The following is a 20,400-nucleotide window of genomic DNA, read 5'->3' on the forward strand; positions in this document are numbered from 1 at the left end:
CCGGAGGCGTCGTGCAGGGAATCTGGACCACGGAACGGATTCGCGCGGCGGAAGACCGGTTGCTCGCCGTCACCCCCGACGGCGAGCTCATGCGGCGCGCGGCTTTCGGTCTTTCCGTGCACGCCGCTGAAATGCTGGCCGAACACACGGGCTCGGTGTCCGGGCGGCGGGTGACGCTGCTCGTCGGGTCGGGGAACAACGGCGGTGACGCCTTGTGGGCCGGCGCGTTCCTGCGCCGCCGAAACGTGGCCGTCTCCGCGATCCTGCTGAAGCCCGAACGCGCGCACGGCCCGGGTTTGGCGGCGTTGAAGCGATCCGGTGGCAGGGTAGTGTCCCTTGAGGACGGTCCACAGTGGATCCGGCGAGCCGATCTCGTCGTCGACGGGATCGTCGGTATCTCGGCGCGCGGGCCGTTGCGGCCGGACGCCGCCGCGCTGCTGGAGTACGTGAGCGCTCCGGTGCTGGCCGTCGATCTGCCGAGCGGGGTGGATCCGGACACCGGCGCCGTCGACGGTCCGGCGGTCGTGGCCGACCGGACGGTCACGTTCGGCGCGCTCAAGCCGGTGCACGCCCTCGCGCCCGCGTCCTGCGGCGAGGTCTCCCTGGTGGACATCGGGCTGCGGCTCAGCGAGCCCGATCTTCAGCGGCTCGATACGGCCGACGTCGCCGCTGCGTGGCCGGTGCCGGGGCCGGACGACGACAAGTACAGCCAGGGCGTGGTCGGGGTGGCCGCCGGGTCGGCGACGTATCCGGGCGCGGCCGTGCTCGCGGCCGGTGCGGCGGTGCGGGCGACGTCCGGGCTGGTGCGGTACGCCGGTCATGCCGCGGATGTCGTGCGCGGGCACTGGCCCGAGGTGATCGCGACGGGTTCGGTGACCGACGCGGGCCGGGTGCAGGCGTGGGTCGTCGGGCCGGGGATCGGGACCGGGCACGAGGGACGGGACGTGCTCAGGTTCGTACTCGGTCGCGGCGTGCCGGTGTGCGCGGACGCCGACGCGACGACGATCATCGCGCGCTCACCCGACGTGCTGGACGCGCGCGATCCGGACACGCCGCTCGTGCTGACTCCGCACGCGGGGGAGTTCGAGCGGCTGATGGGTTCGCCGCCGGGGGCGGACCGGGTCGCGGCGGCGCGGGCGGCGGCGCGGAAGTACGACGCCGTCGTGCTCCTGAAAGGACACTGCACGGTGGTCGCGGCGCCGGACGGGCGCGCGCTGGTGAACACGCCGCGGGGGTCGTGGCTCGCGACGGCGGGTTCGGGGGACGTGCTGTCCGGTCTGCTCGGCGCGCTGCTCGCGTCCGGGCTCGATCCGTGGCTGGCGGCCGGGGCGGCCGCGCACGTCCACTCGCTCGCCGGCTCGCTCGCCGCCGATGACGCCCCCACCTCGGCCTCCGGCATCCTCGGCGCGATCCCCGATGCCCTCCGGTCCGTCCGTTCCCTGACCTCCTGACCACGGCCCCGACCTGCGTTTAGCCCCCTAACTGCGCTCTGCGGGCGGGCGCCGTCAGATATCCACATTCTGCGGGCGGGCGCCATCAGAGCGCGATTAGGGGGCTAAACGCAGGTCGGCGGGGCAGGCGGCGCGAGTGGGAAAAAATGCGGGAGTTATCGAGTTACGTGTTAACTCCGGGCGAATAATCTGGTAAGAAGCAGGTGTGAGCGCCGACACCCACCCCGCCGAGACCGCGATGGTCCGGGTCGTGAACGGTGTCGCCCATGTCTAAGACCAGGCCCTCGGACGCCGCCGTCGAGCACCGGCGCCAGGAGATCCTCGACCACGTCATCGCCACCGGCGAGGTCCGCATCGACGACCTCACCACCCGCTTCGGCGTCAGCCTGATGACGATGCACCGCGACCTCGACGACCTCGCCGACCGCCGTCTCCTCCGCAAACTCCGCGGCAAGGTCGAGGCCTACCCCGCGACGACCATGGAGTCGGCCGCCCGTTTCCGCGACACCTTCAACCAGGCCACCAAGGACGCGCTCGGCGAGGCCGCCGCGGCGCACGTCCACTCCGGCCAGACGGTCTTCGTCGACGACTCGACGACGCTCTTCCCGCTCGTCCGCCGCCTCGGCCAGGTCGAGGACCTCACCGTCCTCACCAACTCGCTCGAAGCCGCCCGCATCCTCGGGCCGGCCAAGAGCGTCGAGGTCGTCCTGGCGGGCGGGCGCTACCACCACGAGTTCGACTCATGCGCCGGCCCGGACGTAGTCGCGTTCCTCGACCGCACGCACGCCGACATCGCGTTCGTCTCGGTCGCCGCGGTCGCGGTCGGCCGCCTGTTCCACCCGGTCCAGGACTACGCCGAGCTCAAGAAGGCCGCGCTGCGCACCGCCGATCGCAACGTCCTGGTCGTCGACAACTCTAAGTTCGGCCGCACCGCCACCTACGCGTACGGCGACATCGGCGACTACGACCTCCTGATCACCGACGAAGAGACGCCGACCGAGGAGATCGAGGCGGCGCTGACCGCGGGCACCGCCATCGAGCAGGTCGAATGCGCACCGGAGGGGCCGGAATATGAGTTCTGACCTGGTCGCCGGAATCGACTCGTCCACCCAGTCGACGAAGGTCGTCGTCTGCGACGCGAACACCGGCGAGATCGTCCGCACCGGCCGCGCTTCGCACCCCGACGGCACCGAGGTCGCCCCCGCCGCGTGGTGGGACGCGTTCCGTGAGGCCACGGACAGCCTTCTCGATGGCGTCGGCGCCATCGGCATCGGTGGTCAGCAGCACGGCATGGTCACCCTCGACGAGGCCGGCGAGGTCGTCCGGCCCGCGTTGCTGTGGAACGACACCCGGTCCGCGAAGGCGGCCGAAGACCTCGGCTCCGAACTCGGTGCCGAGTACTGGGCTAAGTCCGTCGGCTCTCTCCCGGTCGCCAGCTTCACCGTCACGAAGCTGCGTTGGATGGCGGAGAACGAGCCCGAGCTGGCCGATCGCGTCGCCCGTGTCCTGCTCCCGCACGACTGGCTGACCTGGCGGCTGCTGGGCGACGGCGCCGAGCCGGTCACCGACCGCGGCGACGCTTCCGGCACCGGGTACTTCTCGCCCGCCACCGGCGAATACCGCCAAGACCTCCTCGCGCACGCCTTCGGCGGCCGCACTCCCGAGCTGCCCAGGGTCATCGGCCCGGCCGAAGCCGCAGGCCACACCCCGGACGGGATCCTGGTTTCGGCCGGAACCGGCGACAACATGGCCGCCGCGCTCGGTCTCGAACTCGTCCCCGGCGACGTCGTCGTCTCGCTCGGTACCAGCGGCACCGTGTTCGGCGTCTCCGAGACGCCGAGCGCCGACCCCTCCGGCATCGTCGCGGGGTTCGCCGACGCCACCGGCCGGTTCCTCCCGCTGGCCTGCACCCTCAACGCGGCCCGCGTGCTCACGGCCACGTCCGCGATGCTCGGCGTCGAACTCGCCGAGTTCGACAAGCTGGCGCTCGCCGCCACGCCCGGTTCCGGCGGCCCCACCTTCCTGCCGTACCTCGACGGTGAGCGGACGCCGAACCTTCCGGACGCCAAGGGCACGCTCTCCGGCCTGACCCGCGCGAACATGACGCCCGAAAACCTCGCGCGCGCGGCCGTCGAAGGCATGCTGTGCGGTCTGGCCGCCGGCCTCGACGCGCTGCGCGAGCAGGGGCTCGAAGTCCGTCGCGTCCTCCTGATCGGCGGTGGCGCGCAGTCGGCCGCCGTCCGCGTGGTCGCGCCGATCGTGTTCGGCGTGCCCGTCGTCATCCCCGAAGTCGCCGAGTACGTCGCGGTCGGTGCCGCGCGGCAGGCGGCCTGGGCCCTCGCTTCCAGCACGGAACCTCCCCGCTGGCAGGAACAGCACGGCTGCACCCCACTCGAGCCGACCGAAGCGGACCGCGCCGAAGGGCGCCGGATCCAGCAGCGGCACCTCGAAGCCCGCGAACTCGGGCACGGCATTTCCGCGAAACCGAAAGAGGACTGAACCGATGGCCACGATCACCTACGACAAGGCGACCCGGCGCTACGCGGGCTCCGAGCGGCCCGCCGTGGACGCACTCGACCTCGAAATCGCCGACGGCGAGTTCCTCGTGCTGGTCGGTCCGTCCGGCTGCGGCAAGTCCACCAGCCTGCGGATGCTCGCCGGCCTTGAGGACATCGACGAAGGCGCCGTGTGGATCGGCGACCGCGACGTCACGCAGTTGCCGCCGCGCGCCCGCGACATCGCGATGGTGTTCCAGAACTACGCGCTGTACCCGCACATGACCGTGGGCCAGAACATGGGCTTCGCGCTGAAGATCGCGGGCCGCCCGGCTTCGGAGATCAAGCAGAAGGTGCTCGACGCGGCCAAGCTGCTGGACATCGAGCAGTACCTCGACCGCAAGCCGAAGGCTCTCTCCGGTGGTCAGCGCCAGCGCGTCGCGATGGGCCGCGCCATCGTGCGTGAGCCGCAGGTCTTCCTCATGGACGAGCCGCTGTCGAACCTCGACGCGAAGCTGCGTGTCTCCACCCGTACGCAGATCGCCGCGCTGCAGCGCCGCCTCGGCGTCACCACCGTGTACGTCACGCACGACCAGGTCGAGGCCATGACGATGGGCGACCGGGTCGCCGTCCTCTCGGACGGTCTCCTGCAGCAGTGCGACACCCCGCGCGCCCTGTACGACAAGCCCGCAAACGCTTTCGTCGCCGGTTTCATCGGCTCGCCCGCGATGAACCTCGTCACCGCGAAGCTCACCGAAGACGGTGCCGAGCTGGGTGGCGCCCGGGTGCCGCTGACCCGCGAGATCCTCGCCAAGGCCGAAGGCGACACGGTCACCCTCGGCTTCCGTCCCGAGTCGCTCGAGGTGACCACCAGCGAAGACGGCACGCTGCCGATCAAGGTCGACCTCGTCGAGGAGCTCGGCTCGGACGCGTACGTCTACGGCAAGCTGGCCGAGACCGACGCCGAGGGCTCGAAGTCGAACGTCGTCACCCGGGTGGACCCGCGCACGCCGCCGACCATGGGCGACACGCTGCACCTGCGGATCCGTCCCGACGAGCTGCACGTGTTCTCCGCCACCGACGGGGCGCGCCTGTCCTGAGCCGGTTCGTGGGAAACTGGTGGTCGTTATGACCGCCAGTTTCCCGCGTGCCGAGGTCGTCATCGACCTGTCCGCCATCCGGCACAACGTCGCCCTGCTCGCTTCCCGCGCCCCCTCGGCCCAGACGATGGCCGTGGTCAAGGCCGACGGCTACGGGCATGGCGCCCTCGAGGTCGCCCGGGCCGCCGTCGAGGGCGGGGCCACCTGGCTGGGCACCTGCTCCCTCGGCGAGGCGCTCGCGCTGCGCCGGGCCGGGATCGGGGTCCGGCTCTTCAGCTGGCTCGACACTCCTGAAACCGACTTCGCGCCCGCTGTCGCCGAAGACATCGACGTCGCCGTGAGCTCCCTGGACGAGCTCGCCCGCGTGGCCGACGGCGCGCGCCGGGCACGCGACTTTAGCGGGCTAAACGCGATTTGCCGGGTTCACCTCAAGATCGACACCGGGCTCAGCCGAAATGGCTGCCCACCTGCGGAATGGCCGGCCTTGGTCAAGGCCGCGGCGGCCGCGAAGCCGCTCATCGAGGTCGTCGCCATCTGGTCGCACCTCGCCTGCGCCGACGAGCCGGGCCACCCCTCCATCGACGCGCAGGCCAAGCGGTTCGACGAGGCCTACGACATCGCCCGCGCGGCCGGCCTGAACCCGATGCGGCATATCGCGAACTCCGCCGCCGTACTGACCAGGCCCGACCTGCACTTCGACCTCGTGCGCCCCGGGATCGCAATCTACGGGCTGAACCCGGTGCCCACCGAAGACGATCTCCGCCCGGCGATGACCTTCAAATCGTCGGTCGTGCTCACAAAGCGGATCCCGGCCGGCGAATCCGTCTCCTACGGCCACAGCTGGACGGCCGAGCGCGATACCACCCTCGCCCTCGTCCCGGTCGGCTACGCGGACGGTGTGCCGCGGTCGCTGTCCGGCCGCATGGACGTATGGCTCGCCGGGAAGCGGCGGCCGGTCGTCGGCCGCGTCTGCATGGACCAGCTGATCGTCGACTGCGGAGACGAAGAACCGGCCGTCGGCAGCGAAGTGATCCTCTTCGGCCAAGGCACGTTCAGCGAGCCGACCGCGCGGGAATGGGCCGACAAGCTGGGCACGATCGACTACGAGATCGTGACTTCGATGTACCGCCCGCGGGTCCACCGGACGTATCTGGAGGCAGGCTCGTGACACCTTCACGAAGACTGCTGGCCATCGTCGGCGGCGTCGGTGCGGTGGCCACCGGCACCGCCGCCGCGATCGCCGTCGCCGCACAGCAGCGGCGGCAGAGTGAGGATCCGTTCGTGGACGAGCCGTTGGGGGACCTCGCACCGGATCGGACGTCGACAGTGGCGGCGGAGGACGGCACGCCGCTCGCGGTCGAGGAGATCGATCCGGCCGATGGGGGAGAACCGGAGCTGACCGTCGTCGGCGTGCACGGTTTCGCGTTGTCGAAGCGCTGCTGGCACTTTCAGCGGCGAGACCTCGCGTCGCTGAAGCTGCCGCGGGTGCGTCAGATCTACTACGACCATCGCGGGCACGGGCAATCCGGCGCCGCGACCGCCGAGACCAGCACCATCGAGCAGCTGGCGCGCGACCTCGACATGGTCCTGCGCTCGGTGGTGCCGGAGGGGCCCATCGTGCTCATGGGGCACTCGATGGGCGGCATGGTGATCATGGAGCTCGCCGCGGAGCATCCCGAACTCTTCGACGACCGGGTCTGCGGCGTCGCGTTCATCGCGACCGCCGCGGGCGAGGTCGGCGCCCGGGGGCTGCCGCGTTCGCTGCTGTCGAAGTACAACCCGCTCACGCGAGGCGTCGGCGGGCTGGCCGGCTGGCAGCCCGGCCTGGTCGAGTTCGTGCGCGCGGCGGGCGGGCAGCTGACCCGGCAAGCCGTGCGCAGGCTGGCTTTCGGCAGCCGTGACGTGTCGCCGCGGCTCGTCGACTTCATGCTGGAAATGCTCGAAGTGACGCCGGTGCGCGGGCTCGTGAACTTCGTCGACACGCTCGGCAGCCACAACCGGTACGCCGCGCTCGCCGGGCTGAAGCACGCGCACGTGCTGGTCGTCGGCGGGGATTCCGACCGGTTCACGCCGATCGCGCACGCCGAGCGGATCGCGGCGGAGCTGCCCGACGCGGAGCTGGTGCGCGTCCGGGGCGCGGGGCACATGGTGCAGCTGGAACAACCCGAACTGGTGAACAGCCACCTGATCGACTTGGTGCAACGATGCACGGGCACCGATGGTGAGACTTCCGAACGGCGGACCTGGTGGTGGCAACGCTGATGAATTTCGCTTTCCCGACTCCCGAGGCGACCATGGATTTCGGGCGTGAGCTCGGGCGTTCGCTGCGCGCGGGCGATCTGGTGCTGCTCGCCGGGCCGCTCGGGGCGGGCAAGACGACGCTGACCCGCGGGATCGCGGACGGTCTCGGCGTCGGCGGGCGGGTCAGCTCGCCGACGTTCGTGCTGGCCCGGGTGCATCCGGCGGGTGCGGCCGGGGTCGCGCTGGTGCACGTCGACGCGTACCGGCTCGGCGGGGATCTCTCGCAGCTGGACGACCTGGACCTCGACACCGAACTGGAGCGGTCGGCCCTGGTCGTCGAGTGGGGCGAGGGAGCGGCCGAGCGCCTGTCGGACGACTACCTCGTCGTACGCCTGGAGCGCCGGGAAGACGATGTCCGCCTGGTCACCCTGGAGCCGCACGGCACCTGGGCCACCCGCACGCCCGACCTGCGTTTAGCGGGCTAAACGCGATCCGGCCGCCCGACCTGCGTTTAGCCCCCTAATCGCGATCTGTGCGGGGCGACCTGCGTTTAGCGGGCTAAACGCGATCCGCAGGGCGCACGACGGAACGCGCGATTCCCAGGGCCACCAGGTCTTGGGGGCGTAGTCGCAGCCGGTCGGCGAGAGCGGGGACTTCGTCGGCGGGCAGCTTGAGGATCGCCGCGGCCGCCTCGGGCGACGTCACCGAGAAGTAAGCGCTGGGCGTCACCCAGGTCGACCCCGGCGCCGCGAACGCGAGCGCGCCCCCGGAACCGCCTTCCCCGATCACCAGCGTGGTGATCGGCACGGCCGCGCTCGCGACCGCCTCGAACAACTCCGCGATCGTCGCGCCCGCACCGGCCCGCTCGGCTGCCTCGTCGTTCGCCGCTCCGGGAGTGTCGACGAGGGTGAGGACCGGGATCCCGAGCCTCGACGCGAGCCGCACCAGACGCGCCGCGGTCCGGAACCCCGCGGGCAGCGTCGCCGTTCCGCACTGCGCCGCGTACGCGATCGCTCGGCCGCTTCGCCAGCCGAAGCCGCACGAGACTCCGGAGTCGACTCCGCCGCACCTGTCGCCCGAGACCTCCTCGCGCCAGTCGAAGTACGCGTCGAGATACTCCGCAGCCCTCGGCCGCTCAGCGGAGCGCGCCGCTTGGACCGCATCCCAACCGGTTTCAGGCAGGTCCGTGGACCCGAGCGCTCCAGGTGGTTCGGCGGCTTCCGTCGTCGACGAAGTCAGTAAGCGCAGCCACCGTTCCAGCGTCGAAGGAAGTTCGGCCGGCGTCACGATCTGATCCACCTGGCCCCAAGCGAGCTTCGCCTCGGCCGTGTACGCCTCCGTGGACGCGCCGGCGGGCCGCACGCGAGAACCGGCGAAGCCGACCTGTGCCCCGGGCTGTGCGAGGACGACGTCAGCGCTCGCACCGAGCGTCGCCCATCCGCCACCCGTGGTCGGATCGCGCAACACCGAGATCTGTGGCACCGACCGGGCCCCGGCCGCTGCCCGCGCGATGCGCTGCGACTGCGAAAGCGCCAGCATCCCGTGCTGCATGCGGCTGCCGCCGGTCGCGATCAGCGACACCACCGGCAACCGTGACTCCACGGCCCGCGCGAACGCCGCCTCGACGCGATCACCGGTCCGCCTGCCGATCGAACCGCCCAGGAAGCCGAACTCGAAAGCGATCACCACCGCCTCGACGTCACCGATCTTGGCGGTCCCGCAGAGCACAGACTCGCTCTCGCCTGTCCGCTCCTCGGCGGTTTCGCGTGCCGATCGATAGCCCGGCCAGCCGATCGGCCCGTCGTTCGGCTCCTCGGAACGCGGAACGTCCAGATCCTCGAAACCGGTGGTGATCTCCTTGATGACAGCCCGCGCCGAGGGCCTGTTCATCCGAGTGCCCGCTTCATGACCTTGCCCATGTCATTGCGCGGCAACGCTTCCAGATAGCGGACCACCCGAGGCCGTTTGTGCGGCGACAACAGGCGGGCGACGTGGTCGGCGAGCTCCGACTCCGCCGGCCGCTCTCCCTCGGGCACCACCCAGGCCACGATGCGCTCGCCGAGGTCGTCGTCGGGCTCGCCGGTCACCGCGACCTCCGCGACACCGGGATGGTCCATGAGCGCGTTCTCGATCTCGCCCGCGCCGATCTTGTAGCCGCCACTCTTGATCAGATCCGTCGCCTTCCGGCCGACGATCTTCACGTAGCCGGCCACGTCGCGGGTCGCCATGTCGCCGGTCCGGAACCAGCCGTCGTCAAAAGCGGCTTCGGTGGCGTCTGGGCGGTTGAGGTACTCGGTGAACAGGTTCGGCCCGCGGACCTGGATCTCGCCGACGGTCTCGACCTCCTCGACAGGCACGCCCGACTCGTCGACGAGGCGCACATCGACGCCGCGCAACGGGACACCGACGGTCCCGGGAACGTGCTCACCGTCGGCGCGGATGCTGGTGTTCATGAGGGTTTCGGTCATGCCGTAGCGCTCGATGACGCGCCTGCCGGTCGCCGCGGTGATGCGCTGATGGTCGTGGACGGGCAACGCGGCCGATCCGGAGACGAGCAGCCGGGCGCTGCTCAGCGCCTCGGCGAGCGACGGGTCTTCGCCGACCTCGCCCGCGATGCGGTGGTACATCGTCGGGACGCCGAACATCATCGTCGCGCCGGTGGCGAGTTCGCGCGCGACGCCTTCGGTGGAGAAGCGACCGAGATGCCGGACCGAGCCGCCGCGCCGGAGCGGCCCGAGGATGCCGAGGATCAGGCCGTGCACGTGGAACAGCGGGAGACCGTGGACCAGGACGTCGTCGGCGGTCCATTCCCAGGCGTCTTCGAGCGCGTCGAGGGTGGTCGCGATCGCGCGCCGGGGGAGGACGACACCCTTGGGCGGGCCGGTGGTGCCGGAGGTGTAGACGATCAGCGCCGGGGCTTCGGCGTCCGGTTCCGCGGGGAGATCGACGGGTGAGCCTTCGAGAACAATGTCGCGTCGCGGCAGGTCGTCGAGACCGGTGGGCAGGTCGGTGCCCGGTTCGGCGAGGACGAGGACGGGCTCGCTGTCGGTGAGAATGTGCGCGAGTTCGCGCTCGCCGATTTTCGGGTTGAGCGGGATGGCGGGGACGCCCGCGAGCAGGGCGGCGATCACGGCGACGCTGGTGTGCACCGTGGGCGTCGCCCAGACGGCGACGCGGCCGCTCGGCAGGTCGCGGGCGAGGGTGCCGGCGATGGCCGCGACGTCGGCGTAGGTGAGGGAGGTGTCGCCGAAGCGGAGCGCCTCCTTGTCGGAGCCGCTCGCCAGCGTGGGGAACAACCGATCGGGCACCGTGTGACCTCCTGCTCGACTCCGCCGGCCGGGGCGCTTGGAGCCAAGGAACCCCGCTTCCGAAACCGTACCCGCGCCAGCCGCCCGGGCCCTGCGACCTGCTTCACACCCCTCCGCCGACCTGCGTTTAGCCCCCTAATCGCGATCTGTGGGTCCGGGAGACGAGGGCCCCGCCGGATCGCCTTTAGCGGGGTAACTGCGATCCGGTGGGCGGCGGAGCCAGATCGCCTTTAGCCCCCTAATCGCGATCCGACGGCGGGGTGTCGGGGCCGGCGGCAGGCCTCGGTGCGCATCGCGTTTAGCCCGCTAAACGCGCTCCGGGCCACTGGTCGTAGGCTGGGTAACCGTGCTGGTACTGGCCATCGACACCTCGACCCCGGCGGTCACCGCGGGCCTCGTCGCCCTGGACGGCGACGCCCTCGAATCGCGCGGCGACCGCGTCACGGTCGACCCGCGCGCCCACGGCGAGCTGATCACGCCGCACGCCCTCGAAGCCGTCAAGGCCGCGGGCGTCACCCTTCGCGACCTCGACGCCATCGTCTGCGGCGTCGGCCCCGGCCCCTTCACCGGCCTTCGCGCCGGCATGGCCACCGCCGCGTCGCTCGCCCACGCCCTCGGCATCCCCGCGTACCCGGTGTGCAGTCTCGACGCGATCGCCGCCGACGTCGCCCCCGGCGAAGCGCCCTTCCTCGTCCTCACCGACGCGAGGCGCCGCGAGGTCTACTGGGCCGCGTACGCCGCCGACGGCGCCCGCACCGACGGCCCCCACGTCGAGCGGCCCGCGGACCTCCAGACCACCATCAAGGTCGCGGCGGGCGACGGCGCCCTCCTCTACGCGGACGCTCTCGGCGTCCAGCCGATCGAGCCGCGTTTCCCGTCGCCCCTCGGACTGGTGAAGGCCGCCCGCAAGGATTTCGGCGAAGAGCCCGCCCCGCTCACCCCGCTCTACCTCCGCCGCCCCGACGCCGTCGAACCGGCCGCGCGCAAGAAGGTGACCACGCCGTGAGGCTGGAATCCTTACGCCGCAAGGACATCCCGCGCTGTGTCGAGATAGAGAAGATCCTCTTCCCCGGCGATTCGCCCTGGACCGCCTACGCCTTCCACGCGGAACTCGACGCCGGTGGCTTCTACCTGGTCGCCCGTCCGGAGGAAAGCGACGAGGTCATCGGTTACGCCGGGCTCGCCGTCGTCGGCCGCCGCGGCGACTACGAGGCGAGCATCCACACGATCGGCGTCGACCCGGCTCACCAGCGCAACGGCATCGGCACCGTCCTGCTGAAAGCGCTCCTCGACCGCGCGGACGAGCTCGCCGCGCCCGTCTTCCTCGAAGTCCGCACCGACAACGACGCGGCGATCACGCTCTACGAGCGGCACGGTTTCGAACGCGTCGGCCTCCGGAAGCGCTACTACCAGCCTTCCGGCGCCGACGCCTACACGATGGCCCGCCCGCGGGCCCAGGTCCGAGACGAGGTGGCGGGCTGATGCCGCGCATCATCATGGGCATCGAGAGTTCGTGCGACGAGACCGGTGTCGGCCTCGTCCGCCTGCACGACGACGACACGGTCGAGCTCCTCGCCGACGAGGTCGCTTCCAGCGTCGACCAGCACGCCCGCTTCGGCGGCGTCGTACCCGAGGTCGCCAGCCGCGCGCACCTGGAGGCGATGGTCCCGACGGTCGAACGGGCCTTCGACAAGGCCGGGCTGAAGCTGTCCGATGTGGACGCCATCGCGGTCACCGCCGGACCCGGTCTCGCCGGTGCGCTCCTGGTCGGCGTCGCCGCCGCCAAGGCCTACGCCGCCGCGCTCGACATCCCGCTCTACGGCGTCAACCACCTGGCGGGGCACATCGCCGTCGACACGCTCCAGCACGGCCCGTTGCCCGAGCGCTGCCTCGCCCTGCTCGTGTCGGGCGGGCACACGCAATTGCTGCTGGTGGACGACATCGCCTCCGAGATCACCGAGCTCGGGTCCACTGTGGACGATGCCGCGGGCGAGGCCTACGACAAGGTCGCCCGCGTCCTCGGCCTGCCGTACCCGGGCGGCCCGCCCATCGACAAGGCCGCCAAGAACGGCGACGGTGCGGCCATCGCGTTCCCCAGGGGGATGACCGGACCGCGCGACGCCAAGTTCGACTTTTCCTTCTCCGGCTTGAAAACCGCGGTCGCCCGCTGGGTGGAGAGCGCGGAGCGCCGTGGCGAGGACATTCCCGTCGACGACGTCGCCGCGTCGTTCCAGGAGGCCGTCGCCGACGTCCTCACCATGAAGGCGATCCGCGCGGCCAAGGAACACGGCGTGGACACGCTGGTGATCTCCGGTGGCGTGGCGGCGAATTCACGACTGTCCGAACTCGCCGCCGAGCGCTGCGCCGAGGCCGGGATCACCCTGCGTGTCCCGCGGCCGCGCCTGTGCACGGACAACGGTGCGATGATCGCCGCGCTCGGTGCGCACGTGGTCGCCGCCGGACGGCCGCGAGCCTCGCTCGACTTCTCCGCCAACCCGGCCCTGCCGGTGCAGATCGTTTCGATCTAGCGGGATTCGGCGGCGGTGCGCGGCGCCGGGGCGAGATTGAGCAGCTCCTCCAGCGCCGCCACCGACAAGGCGGCGGCATTGCCGTTCCCATAAGGGTTTCCGGCGTGCGTCGGATGCAGATCGCCACGCAGGATCTTCGCCGCGGTGTCGGCGATGAGACCGGTGTCCGTCCCGACCAGCCAGGCGCAGCCCGCCTCGATCGCTTCGCGTCGTTCGGTGACGTCGCGCAGCACCAGGACGGGCGTGCCGAAGGTCGGCGCTTCCTCTTGGATGCCACCGGAATCGGTCAGGACGAGCTCGGCGATCCGCAGCGCGCGGACGAGATCGGGATATTCGAGCGGCTCGGTGATCGTCACCCGTGGCGTCCCGCCGAGCGCGGCCGTCACCTGGTCCCGCACGGCCGGATTGGGATGCACCGGGAACAGCACCTGGACGTCGCTGTGTTCCGCGACGATCAGTTCGATGGCCGCGAGCGTGCGGCTCAACGGCTCGCCCCATGACTCGCGCCGGTGAGACGTCACGAGGACGAGCCGCTCACCCGCCTCGGCGATTTCCATCTCCAGCAGGGCGAGCGCGGTGTCCCGCGCGGGGAGATCACGTTCGGCGATCGCGATCACGGCGTCGACGACGGTGTTGCCGGTGACGGCGATCCGCTGGCGCGGAACACCTTCCGTGCGCAGCGCGGCCGCGGCGCCGGGCGTCGGCGCGAGGTGCAGGGCGGCGATACGCGAGATCATCTGGCGCGTCCCCTCTTCGGGGAACGGCGCGGCGAGGTCGTGGGTGCGCAGTCCCGCTTCCAGATGCACGACCGGGATTCCCTGCCAGAACGCGGCGAGCGCGCCCGCGAGTCCCGTCGTCGTGTCGCCCTGGACGACGATCGCGGCCGGTGCGACCCGGCGCAGCACCTCGTCGAGCGCGGGAAGCAGGCCGGAGACCAGTTCCGCCTGGGTGCCGGTGGCCCTGGGCGGGGTGTCGAGCCAGGCGTCGACCGGCAGGCCGAACGGGATCAGCGCCTGTTCGACCATGCCCGGGTGTTGTCCACTGTGGACGAAGAACGGCCGCAGGTGCGGGTGGTCCGCCAGTGCCAGCGCCAGCGGCGCGAGCTTGACCGCCTCCGGCCGCGTCCCGGCCAGCAACATCACATCCACGCGTTCGCGCTCCTCATCCACGTTTCCGAGTGTCCCGCACAACGCGGGTGCCGGCCGCCGGCGTGCGAGGGGCCCACGCCGGCGGCCGTTCCGTCAAGAGGAGCGTCAGCTCCCCATCTCGCCGAGCCGTTTCGTGCGGCGGTAGCCCGCGATCACCGCGATGGTTCCGAGAACCAGCAGGATCACGCCGACGGCCAGCCACCAGCCGACATCGGCCCCGGTGGCGGCGAGGGCACCCACCCCGCCACCGGCGACGCCGACTCCGGCGCCAGGCAACTTGTACATTTCGACCTCACTTCACCCAGGTCAGGCGGTGGTCGCCGGACGCCGGTTGCGGACCACGCGGATGCCGACCGGGATGGCGACGGCACCGAGCAGGCCGAGACCGATCCACAGCCCGGCGCCCGAGGCGAGCGGCACGGGCAGACCGGCCGGACCGCAGGTGGCCGACGAGACGATCACGTCGCCGGAACCGAGCGGGGTGAGGGCGTCGCCGAGCAGCTTCACGTGGATGGCGTTGACCGTGAGGCTGCCGTCGGGGTTCTTGATCTGCTCGTTCAGGATGATCGTCGCGACGTTGACGGTGCCGAGCCCGACCTTGATCTGCGTGTTCGGGGCCGGCGTCGCGTCGACCGCGCCCGCGCTGCCGAAGTTCGCGCCGACCAGGTTGGTAGCGCCCTGCACACCCTTCTGGGTCGCGGTGCAGGTGGCTTCGACGACCTTGATACCGACGTCGCCGAGGGCACCCTTCAGCAGCGGCAAGCCGACATCGGCGGTGCTGGCCTTGGCCGTCACGGCACCGGAGTTGTCGTCGCGCTTGGCCTCGGTGTTGATCGCGCCCGCGGTCAGCACACCGGTGAGGTTGGCCTTCGCGAGGCTGTTGGTGGTCGGCCCGGAGGTTTTCGCCTCGGCGAGCGGCCCGGCCTTCACCGCGTCGAGGCCGAGGAGCTTCACATCGACCTTGACGCCATACGCGGAGCCGTCACCGGGGGCCGCCGAGGCGGGCACCGCACCGGCGAGAGCCACGCTCGCCACCACAGCGGCGAGTACTCCGCCTCGTCGCAAGAGGTGCGTGTTCTTCAACTGGTCCTCCGAATTGATTCGTGGGGGAGTTTCTCTGGATCTGCGGTCGGCACGAGGGCACAACCGTCGCGGACGAATCCTCAGCTGGCCTGACTCGGCTCGCGGATCGTCTATCGCCGAGTGTTTCTTAAATTGAACGGAAAACTGCGAGGATCACCGGATCGGGTGGTCCTCGGAGAAAATTTCGCAGGTCGCGGAACGTGTCACTCTTTCGGCCTAGTCAGTTTCTCCACGATCGTGCCGAAAGGGCCCATGATCACGTTGGAAATGCGAACCCCGGTCGAAAGGGCCGGTTCCCGCTGACTTACTCTCGTCGGCGAGTTCCTGTCCGCTGCGCCGGATCCCCGTCGTCTGCTGCGTCTTTCCTGAGAGGGTCACCGTGGCCGTTGCGAGCGCTCCTTTGCCGAGTTCCAACCGGTTTCCGCTGCGTATGGCGGTGCTGGCGGTGCTCGCCGTCGCGGTCGGCCTGGTGCTGGCCGAGCGGCTGTACCGGGTTTTCGAAGTCCAGCTCTCGGGCCTGATACTGAGGGTCATCACCACATCGGGTGTCTTCGTCGCCGGCGAACGCGAGACTGTCTACTTTGGGTTGTCGGGCGATACTCCACTCGGGTTAAGAATGACTCCGGAATGCTCGTCGGCATTCATGTTGCTACCACTGCTGCTGGTGACCGCCGTCATGTTGTATTTCCGTCCGGGAAATGCGAAGAGGCTCTTCACTTCGTTGCTCATTTCCGCGATCGTCGTCATTCTTGTCAATCAGATGAGGGTTTTGGCCATCGTCGGTCTCGTGAACGTGATGGGTATCGACGAGGGTTATTACTGGGGTCACACCTTGCTCGGCTCGATGGTCAGCGTCCTCGGCGGCGCGGTCGCGCTCGTCCTGTTCGTCTGGCTGAGCACCCGTAAGTCCCGCGCCGAACGCGGGACCGCCTGATGGGCGGCGGCTCGATCAAGATCCTTCTCGCGATCACGCAGGCCTTCGCGCTCACCATGAGCGTGGCGTTCATCGTGTACGTCGTCGTGATCGTCGTGCCGTACCTGCGGCGCAAGCCCGCTCCCGTCGGCGACGCCGGCGACTTCACCTGGCACTTCTTCGTTCCGTGCCGGGACGAACAGACCGTCATCCGGGAAACCGTGCGGTACTTGCGTTCGACGTTCCGGCAGGCGCACGTCTGGGTCGTCGACGACGACTCCGAGGACCGCACGGCCCGCGTGGTCCGGTCGATCTGGCGGCGCAACGGCGGCTACGACCCGTACCTGCACCTCGTCCCCCGGCGCCGTCCGGAAGCGAGGACGGGCAAGGGCGACGCGCTCAACGCGGCCTATCAGGCGCTCAACGACTGGATGGGCCCGGACGCGAGCCGTGACGACGTGGTCGTCGTGGTCGTCGACGCGGACGGACGGCCGGCGGAGAACTGCCTCGAGGTGTGCGCCGCGGACCATCTCTTCGGCGACGAGACGATCGGCGCCGTGCAACTCGACGTCTGGATGGGCAACGCGGGCACCCGGCCGCCGGGGAAGAACTGGTTCTCGCGCGCCTTCGGGCTGAAGCTGGCGCAGATGCAGGATCTCGAGTTCCGCACGGCCATCGCGGCCATCCAGACCTCGCGCGGGTTCACCGGCACGATCTCCATGGGCGGCAACGGCCAGTTCACGCGACTGTCCGCTTTGGACTCGATCGCCGGGCCGGATGAGCAGCCATGGCGCGGTTCGCTGCTGGAGGACTTCGAACTCGGCGTGCATCTGTTGACCGCGGGCTGGCGGACCGGTTACACGCCGGATTCCCATGTGAAACAGGAAGGTCTGTACAGCCTGCGGCGATTCCTGGTGCAGCGCACGCGCTGGGGCCAGGGCACGATGCAGTGTTCGCGGTATCTCCGGCGGATCTGGGATTCGCCGCACGTGAGCACGCTGGGCGCGGCGGAGATGATGTACTACCTCGCGCAGCCGTGGATGCAGCTGCTCGGCTCGCTGCTGTACCCGATCCCGTTCATCCTGCTGCTCTTCAGCACCGCCGGGGATCCGGCGCAGGTGTGGACCTGGTTCGCCGACGACGGCGCGTGGATCCTGTTCGCGATCTACGGCTCGTTCGGGCTGCTGCCGTTCATCGTGTGGGGCCCGATCTACCAGTTCAAATGCCTGAAGAGCCGCAATGTCCTACGTGGACTCGGGATGGGCTTCGCCTACGCGCTGTACATCTACACGTTCTACATCACGTCGTGGCGGGCGCTGTTCCGGCTGGTGCGCGGGCGCAACGGCTGGTCGAAGACGCGGCGGAACACCGAGCACGCCCCCGGGGTCAAGGTAGCGCTGGACTCCTGACCCCGGAGGACGGTCTCAGAGCGCGGGCAGGATCCGGACGTCGTCCGCCTTCACGAAGGCGATGCGGTGTCCGAACTGGATCTGCACGTACTTCGTCTTGCCCTTGACGACCACGTGGTTCGCCGGGTCGAACGTCGTCGCCGAGTAGTACTCGGAACCGAGGACGTTGCCGAGCGAGTACCGCTGCCCGGCCGAGAACGTGTACGGCAGCGGGATCACCTGCTGCACCGGCACGTTCGCCGGGTAGGCCTCCGGCTCGGGATACGCGCGCCCGAACACGGGCACGGTCGCCAGCCCGGGCTTCGGCGTGACGACCAGGCCGAACGCCGGGCTCGTCGTGCGCTGATCGCGGAACCAGCCCTTCTGGCCGAGGTACCAGATCGCCGTCCAGCCCTCACGCCGCTCGGCGACCACGTAGCGCTGGCCGGTCTCCGCGCGGCTGCCGATGTCGGAAACGGCCATCGTGCTCGCCGAACCGTCCGGGCGAAGGCCGATGTCCTTGAGCAGCGGTGCGGTGTCGTTCGGCTCGCTGCGCAGTACGACCGAACCGGAACCCCTTGCCGGACAGAGCTTCCCGGCGGTCTCGCAGCCGGTGAACGCGGGCTGGTTCGTGGCGAAGTCGGGCGTGATGGTCACCAGCGGCGAGCCGGGGCGGCCGAACCCGGACAGCGGCGCGCCCATCAGGTCGAAGTAGTGCGCCCAGTCCCAGTACGGGCCCGGATCCCAGTGCATGCCCCTGATGGTCGAGGGGATGGTGCCGGGAACGTTGTCGTGGCCGAGGATGTGCGCGCGGTCGAGCGGGATGTCGTACTTCCGCGCGAGGTAGCCGACGAGCTTCGCGGAGGTGCGGTACATCGCCTCCGTGTACCAAGTGCCCTTCGCGGCGAAGCCCTCGTGCTCGATGCCGACGGACTTCGCGTTGACGTACCAGTTGCCCGCGTGCCAGGCGACGTCCTTCGTCGGCACGTGCTGCGCGATCTGGCCGTCGGAGGAGCGGATCGTGTAGTGCCAGCTCACGTACGTCGGGTCGGTGACAAGGTCCATCGCCGTGTCCCAGTAGCCCTCGGTGTCGTGGATGATGATGTATTCGACCTTCTGGCTCTTCGGCCGGTCCGCCTTGTCGTGGTTGCCGTAGTCGTTGTCCGGCAGCTCCTGGTACGGCGCCGGTACCGAAAGACACGAGACCGTCTTCGGGCACTCCGTCTTCGGGGTTTCCGCCTGGGTGCGTGCCGGGCTCATCGGCGACGCGGCGAGGGTGACGTTCTGGCCGTCGTCGGTCCTCCGGCTGACGCCCTTGGAGATCGTGTCGAACACTTCGTCGGCGAAGGACTGCGCGCCCTCCGCGTCCTTCGCGCCGCTGTAGCGCGCGACGGCGGCCCTCCAGTCGCCGGTCTCGCGCTGGTACTTCGCCAGCAGAGCGGCGCCACCGCGGATGTTCTGCGTGGTGTTCGTGCGCAGCGTCGCGACGTCCTGGCCGATCAGCGTTGCCGCCTCGTCGATGGTCTGGAGACCGGGTGGGGGCGGCTTCGGCGCCGGCGTCACCGGGAGTTTCGCCTTGCGGGCGTCGTCTCCGCGCGGATCCTCCTCGCCTTCGTCGTGATGCGTGCCCGTGCCCGCTTCACGCAGGTCGGTGAGGTGCATCGGGCCGTACCCGGCGGAGGTGCTCGGGGTGCCGGCGTTGAAATCCCAGCGCGACTCCAGGAAGGAGACGCCGAGCAGGACGTTCTCGGGGACGCCGAACTCCTGCGCGGCGGCCGCGAAGTCCCGTTGACGCTGTTGATCCGCCGGAGCGGCTTCAGCGGGGACAGCGGCGAGAAGCCCGGCGGCGAGGCTGAGAACCGCGAGCCCGGCGGTCCGTTTGGACCGGCGCCGGAGCGGCTCGAGGGTTACGGGACGGAAGGGACGCGGCATGGGCGTATACCCCCAGTGACTAGGTCTGCTGAACAGGACCGACCCCAATGGTCGGAACCTAACCAGAATCCGGCTTGGTCCGTAAGGCCCCTCCGGATCGCGATTAGGGGGCTAAACGCAGGTCGGTGGCAAGGTGGGAGTCATGGAGCTTCTCCAGGAGAAGGACCACGTCTTCCTCGACTTCGACGGCCCGGTGTGCGACGTGTTCGCCCGGCTTCCGGCGAGCGAGGTGGCCGACAGGCTGAAACGTCTCGTCGAGCCCGAAGTGATCGCCTCGGCCGATCCGTTCGACGTGCTCCGGTTCGCGGCCTCGTGCGGTCCGAACGCCGCGAACGTCGTCGAGCGGCAGCTCAGCCGTTTCGAAGGGGAGGCCGTCGCGCAGGTCCCGCCGTCGCCCGGTGTCGCGGACTTGCTGCGTGATTGGCGTGCGCAGGGCTTCACGGTGACGATCGTCAGCAACAACTCCGTCGACGCGGTCCGGGCGTTCCTGGCGCTGCACGAACTCGCCGAGCTCGTTCGCGGGATCAGCGCGCGGACGACGAGCGACCCGGCGCGGCTGAAGCCCGAACCCGCGCTTCTCGACGCCGCAATGAAGGCGCTCGGCACGTCGCCGGGACGGTGCGTCATGGTCGGCGACTCGGCCGCCGACATCCTGGCCGCTCGCGCCGCCGGTGTCGCTTCGATCGCCCTGGCGAAGACGCCCGCCAAGCGCCGGGCCCTCGCGGCCCTCGACCCCGATGCCCTGGTGACCGACCTCGCCGACCTGCGTTTAGCCCCCTAATCGCGATCCGGTGGTCCGGGGCGGAACCAAAA

The 20,400-nt window shown here is 70.2% G+C and carries 19 protein-coding genes; 13 read left to right on the forward strand and 6 right to left on the reverse strand.

Translation table 11 applies throughout. The annotated features are described in order from the left end of the window. Positions 1 to 11 precede the first annotated feature (11 nt). The 7 genes from AORI_RS44600 (at position 12) to tsaE (ending at position 7,772) form a co-directional block, all read left to right on the forward strand. On the forward strand, positions 12 to 1,451 hold the full coding sequence (locus tag AORI_RS44600) for a bifunctional ADP-dependent NAD(P)H-hydrate dehydratase/NAD(P)H-hydrate epimerase (RefSeq protein WP_016331130.1): 1,440 nt from the start codon (positions 12 to 14) through the stop codon (positions 1,449 to 1,451). A 266-nt stretch (positions 1,452 to 1,717) separates the two neighbouring features. Continuing rightward, on the forward strand, positions 1,718 to 2,533 hold the full coding sequence (locus AORI_RS44605) for a DeoR/GlpR family DNA-binding transcription regulator (protein WP_016331131.1): 816 nt from the start codon (positions 1,718 to 1,720) through the stop codon (positions 2,531 to 2,533). After that, entirely contained in the window at positions 2,523 to 3,950 is a 1,428-nt protein-coding gene (gene xylB / locus AORI_RS44610; protein WP_016331132.1) for a xylulokinase, read from the forward strand. Before AORI_RS44605 ends, xylB begins: the two co-directional genes overlap by 11 nt. A 4-nt stretch (positions 3,951 to 3,954) precedes the next feature. Next, the gene (locus AORI_RS44615) at positions 3,955 to 5,046 is read left to right on the forward strand and encodes an ABC transporter ATP-binding protein (RefSeq protein WP_016331133.1); all 1,092 of its coding nucleotides are present in this window, start codon (positions 3,955 to 3,957) and stop codon (positions 5,044 to 5,046) included. A gap of 28 nt (positions 5,047 to 5,074) precedes the next feature. Beyond that, on the forward strand, positions 5,075 to 6,214 hold the full coding sequence (gene alr / locus AORI_RS44620; RefSeq protein WP_016331134.1) for an alanine racemase: 1,140 nt from the start codon (positions 5,075 to 5,077) through the stop codon (positions 6,212 to 6,214). Further along, positions 6,211 to 7,308, forward strand: coding sequence for an alpha/beta fold hydrolase (locus AORI_RS44625; RefSeq protein WP_016331135.1), 1,098 nt, complete (start codon positions 6,211 to 6,213; stop codon positions 7,306 to 7,308). The genes alr and AORI_RS44625 overlap by 4 nt, the downstream gene beginning before the upstream one ends. Continuing rightward, positions 7,308 to 7,772: a tRNA (adenosine(37)-N6)-threonylcarbamoyltransferase complex ATPase subunit type 1 TsaE gene (gene tsaE / locus AORI_RS44630; RefSeq protein WP_016331136.1), complete on the forward strand. Its 465-nt coding sequence runs from the start codon at positions 7,308 to 7,310 to the stop codon at positions 7,770 to 7,772. Before AORI_RS44625 ends, tsaE begins: the two co-directional genes overlap by 1 nt. Before the next feature lie 73 nt (positions 7,773 to 7,845). On the opposite strand, the gene AORI_RS44635 is transcribed toward tsaE, so the two are convergent. Beyond that, entirely contained in the window at positions 7,846 to 9,177 is a 1,332-nt protein-coding gene (locus AORI_RS44635; RefSeq protein WP_016331137.1) for a carboxyl transferase domain-containing protein, read from the reverse strand. Continuing rightward, a complete protein-coding gene (locus AORI_RS44640) occupies positions 9,174 to 10,595 on the reverse strand; it encodes an acyl-CoA synthetase (RefSeq protein ID WP_016331138.1) in 1,422 nt (473 codons plus the stop codon). Before AORI_RS44640 ends, AORI_RS44635 begins: the two co-directional genes overlap by 4 nt. 346 nt (positions 10,596 to 10,941) lie before the next feature. On the opposite strand from AORI_RS44640, the gene tsaB reads away from it, so the two are divergent. From tsaB to tsaD, 3 genes are read left to right on the forward strand one after another with little or no spacing between them, the layout of a single operon-like run. Beyond that, complete coding sequence (gene tsaB, locus AORI_RS44645; protein WP_016331139.1) at positions 10,942 to 11,601, forward strand: tRNA (adenosine(37)-N6)-threonylcarbamoyltransferase complex dimerization subunit type 1 TsaB; 660 nt, start codon at positions 10,942 to 10,944, stop codon at positions 11,599 to 11,601. Continuing rightward, complete coding sequence (gene rimI, locus AORI_RS44650; RefSeq protein ID WP_016331140.1) at positions 11,598 to 12,077, forward strand: ribosomal protein S18-alanine N-acetyltransferase; 480 nt, start codon at positions 11,598 to 11,600, stop codon at positions 12,075 to 12,077. Before tsaB ends, rimI begins: the two co-directional genes overlap by 4 nt. Beyond that, positions 12,077 to 13,123 (forward strand): tRNA (adenosine(37)-N6)-threonylcarbamoyltransferase complex transferase subunit TsaD, encoded by a 1,047-nt coding sequence (gene tsaD, locus AORI_RS44655; RefSeq protein WP_016331141.1) that lies wholly within the window; start codon positions 12,077 to 12,079, stop codon positions 13,121 to 13,123. The genes rimI and tsaD overlap by 1 nt, the downstream gene beginning before the upstream one ends. Here tsaD and wecB read toward each other — a convergent pair. The 3 genes from wecB to AORI_RS44670 form a co-directional block, all read right to left on the reverse strand. Further along, complete coding sequence (gene wecB / locus AORI_RS44660) at positions 13,120 to 14,271, reverse strand: non-hydrolyzing UDP-N-acetylglucosamine 2-epimerase (protein ID WP_016331142.1); 1,152 nt, start codon at positions 14,269 to 14,271, stop codon at positions 13,120 to 13,122. The genes tsaD and wecB overlap by 4 nt on opposite strands. Before the next feature lie 105 nt (positions 14,272 to 14,376). Beyond that, positions 14,377 to 14,556, reverse strand: coding sequence for an LPXTG cell wall anchor domain-containing protein (locus AORI_RS44665; RefSeq protein ID WP_007031099.1), 180 nt, complete (start codon positions 14,554 to 14,556; stop codon positions 14,377 to 14,379). Between the two features lie 21 nt (positions 14,557 to 14,577). After that, positions 14,578 to 15,354, reverse strand: coding sequence for a choice-of-anchor P family protein (locus tag AORI_RS44670; protein WP_043847889.1), 777 nt, complete (start codon positions 15,352 to 15,354; stop codon positions 14,578 to 14,580). Positions 15,355 to 15,784: 430 nt separating this feature from the next. Between AORI_RS44670 and xrtP the strand changes: the two genes are divergently transcribed. Continuing rightward, positions 15,785 to 16,288: an exosortase P gene (xrtP, locus tag AORI_RS44675; protein ID WP_016331144.1), complete on the forward strand. Its 504-nt coding sequence runs from the start codon at positions 15,785 to 15,787 to the stop codon at positions 16,286 to 16,288. Further along, positions 16,288 to 17,676, forward strand: coding sequence for a glycosyltransferase (locus tag AORI_RS44680; protein ID WP_016331145.1), 1,389 nt, complete (start codon positions 16,288 to 16,290; stop codon positions 17,674 to 17,676). The genes xrtP and AORI_RS44680 overlap by 1 nt, the downstream gene beginning before the upstream one ends. Before the next feature lie 15 nt (positions 17,677 to 17,691). Here the strand turns inward: AORI_RS44680 and AORI_RS44685 are convergent, their stop codons facing one another. Next, entirely contained in the window at positions 17,692 to 19,587 is a 1,896-nt protein-coding gene (locus AORI_RS44685; protein ID WP_016331146.1) for an N-acetylmuramoyl-L-alanine amidase, read from the reverse strand. Positions 19,588 to 19,729: 142 nt separating this feature from the next. Between AORI_RS44685 and AORI_RS44690 the strand changes: the two genes are divergently transcribed. Beyond that, on the forward strand, positions 19,730 to 20,368 hold the full coding sequence (locus AORI_RS44690; protein ID WP_016331147.1) for an HAD family hydrolase: 639 nt from the start codon (positions 19,730 to 19,732) through the stop codon (positions 20,366 to 20,368). The last annotated feature ends 32 nt before the right edge of the window (positions 20,369 to 20,400 follow it).

The organism is Amycolatopsis keratiniphila (assembly GCF_000400635.2).
GTDB classification, from domain to species: domain Bacteria; phylum Actinomycetota; class Actinomycetes; order Mycobacteriales; family Pseudonocardiaceae; genus Amycolatopsis; species Amycolatopsis keratiniphila.

Excerpts from the sequence above, each read along its gene's own strand:
- AORI_RS44690 (WP_016331147.1), top strand. The coding sequence starts at position 19,730 with ATGGAGCTTCTCCAGGAGAAGGACCACGTCTTCCTCGACTTCGACGGC.
- AORI_RS44635 (WP_016331137.1), bottom strand. The coding sequence starts at position 9,177 with ATGAACAGGCCCTCGGCGCGGGCTGTCATCAAGGAGATCACCACCGGT.
- AORI_RS44665 (WP_007031099.1), bottom strand. The coding sequence starts at position 14,556 with ATGTACAAGTTGCCTGGCGCCGGAGTCGGCGTCGCCGGTGGCGGGGTG.
- AORI_RS44680 (WP_016331145.1), top strand. The coding sequence starts at position 16,288 with ATGGGCGGCGGCTCGATCAAGATCCTTCTCGCGATCACGCAGGCCTTC.
- tsaD (WP_016331141.1), top strand. The coding sequence starts at position 12,077 with ATGCCGCGCATCATCATGGGCATCGAGAGTTCGTGCGACGAGACCGGT.
- AORI_RS44605 (WP_016331131.1), top strand. The coding sequence starts at position 1,718 with ATGTCTAAGACCAGGCCCTCGGACGCCGCCGTCGAGCACCGGCGCCAG.
- alr (WP_016331134.1), top strand. The coding sequence starts at position 5,075 with ATGACCGCCAGTTTCCCGCGTGCCGAGGTCGTCATCGACCTGTCCGCC.
- xrtP (WP_016331144.1), top strand. The coding sequence starts at position 15,785 with ATGGCGGTGCTGGCGGTGCTCGCCGTCGCGGTCGGCCTGGTGCTGGCC.
- AORI_RS44615 (WP_016331133.1), top strand. The coding sequence starts at position 3,955 with ATGGCCACGATCACCTACGACAAGGCGACCCGGCGCTACGCGGGCTCC.
- xylB (WP_016331132.1), top strand. The coding sequence starts at position 2,523 with ATGAGTTCTGACCTGGTCGCCGGAATCGACTCGTCCACCCAGTCGACG.
- tsaE (WP_016331136.1), top strand. The coding sequence starts at position 7,308 with ATGAATTTCGCTTTCCCGACTCCCGAGGCGACCATGGATTTCGGGCGT.
- AORI_RS44685 (WP_016331146.1), bottom strand. The coding sequence starts at position 19,587 with ATGCCGCGTCCCTTCCGTCCCGTAACCCTCGAGCCGCTCCGGCGCCGG.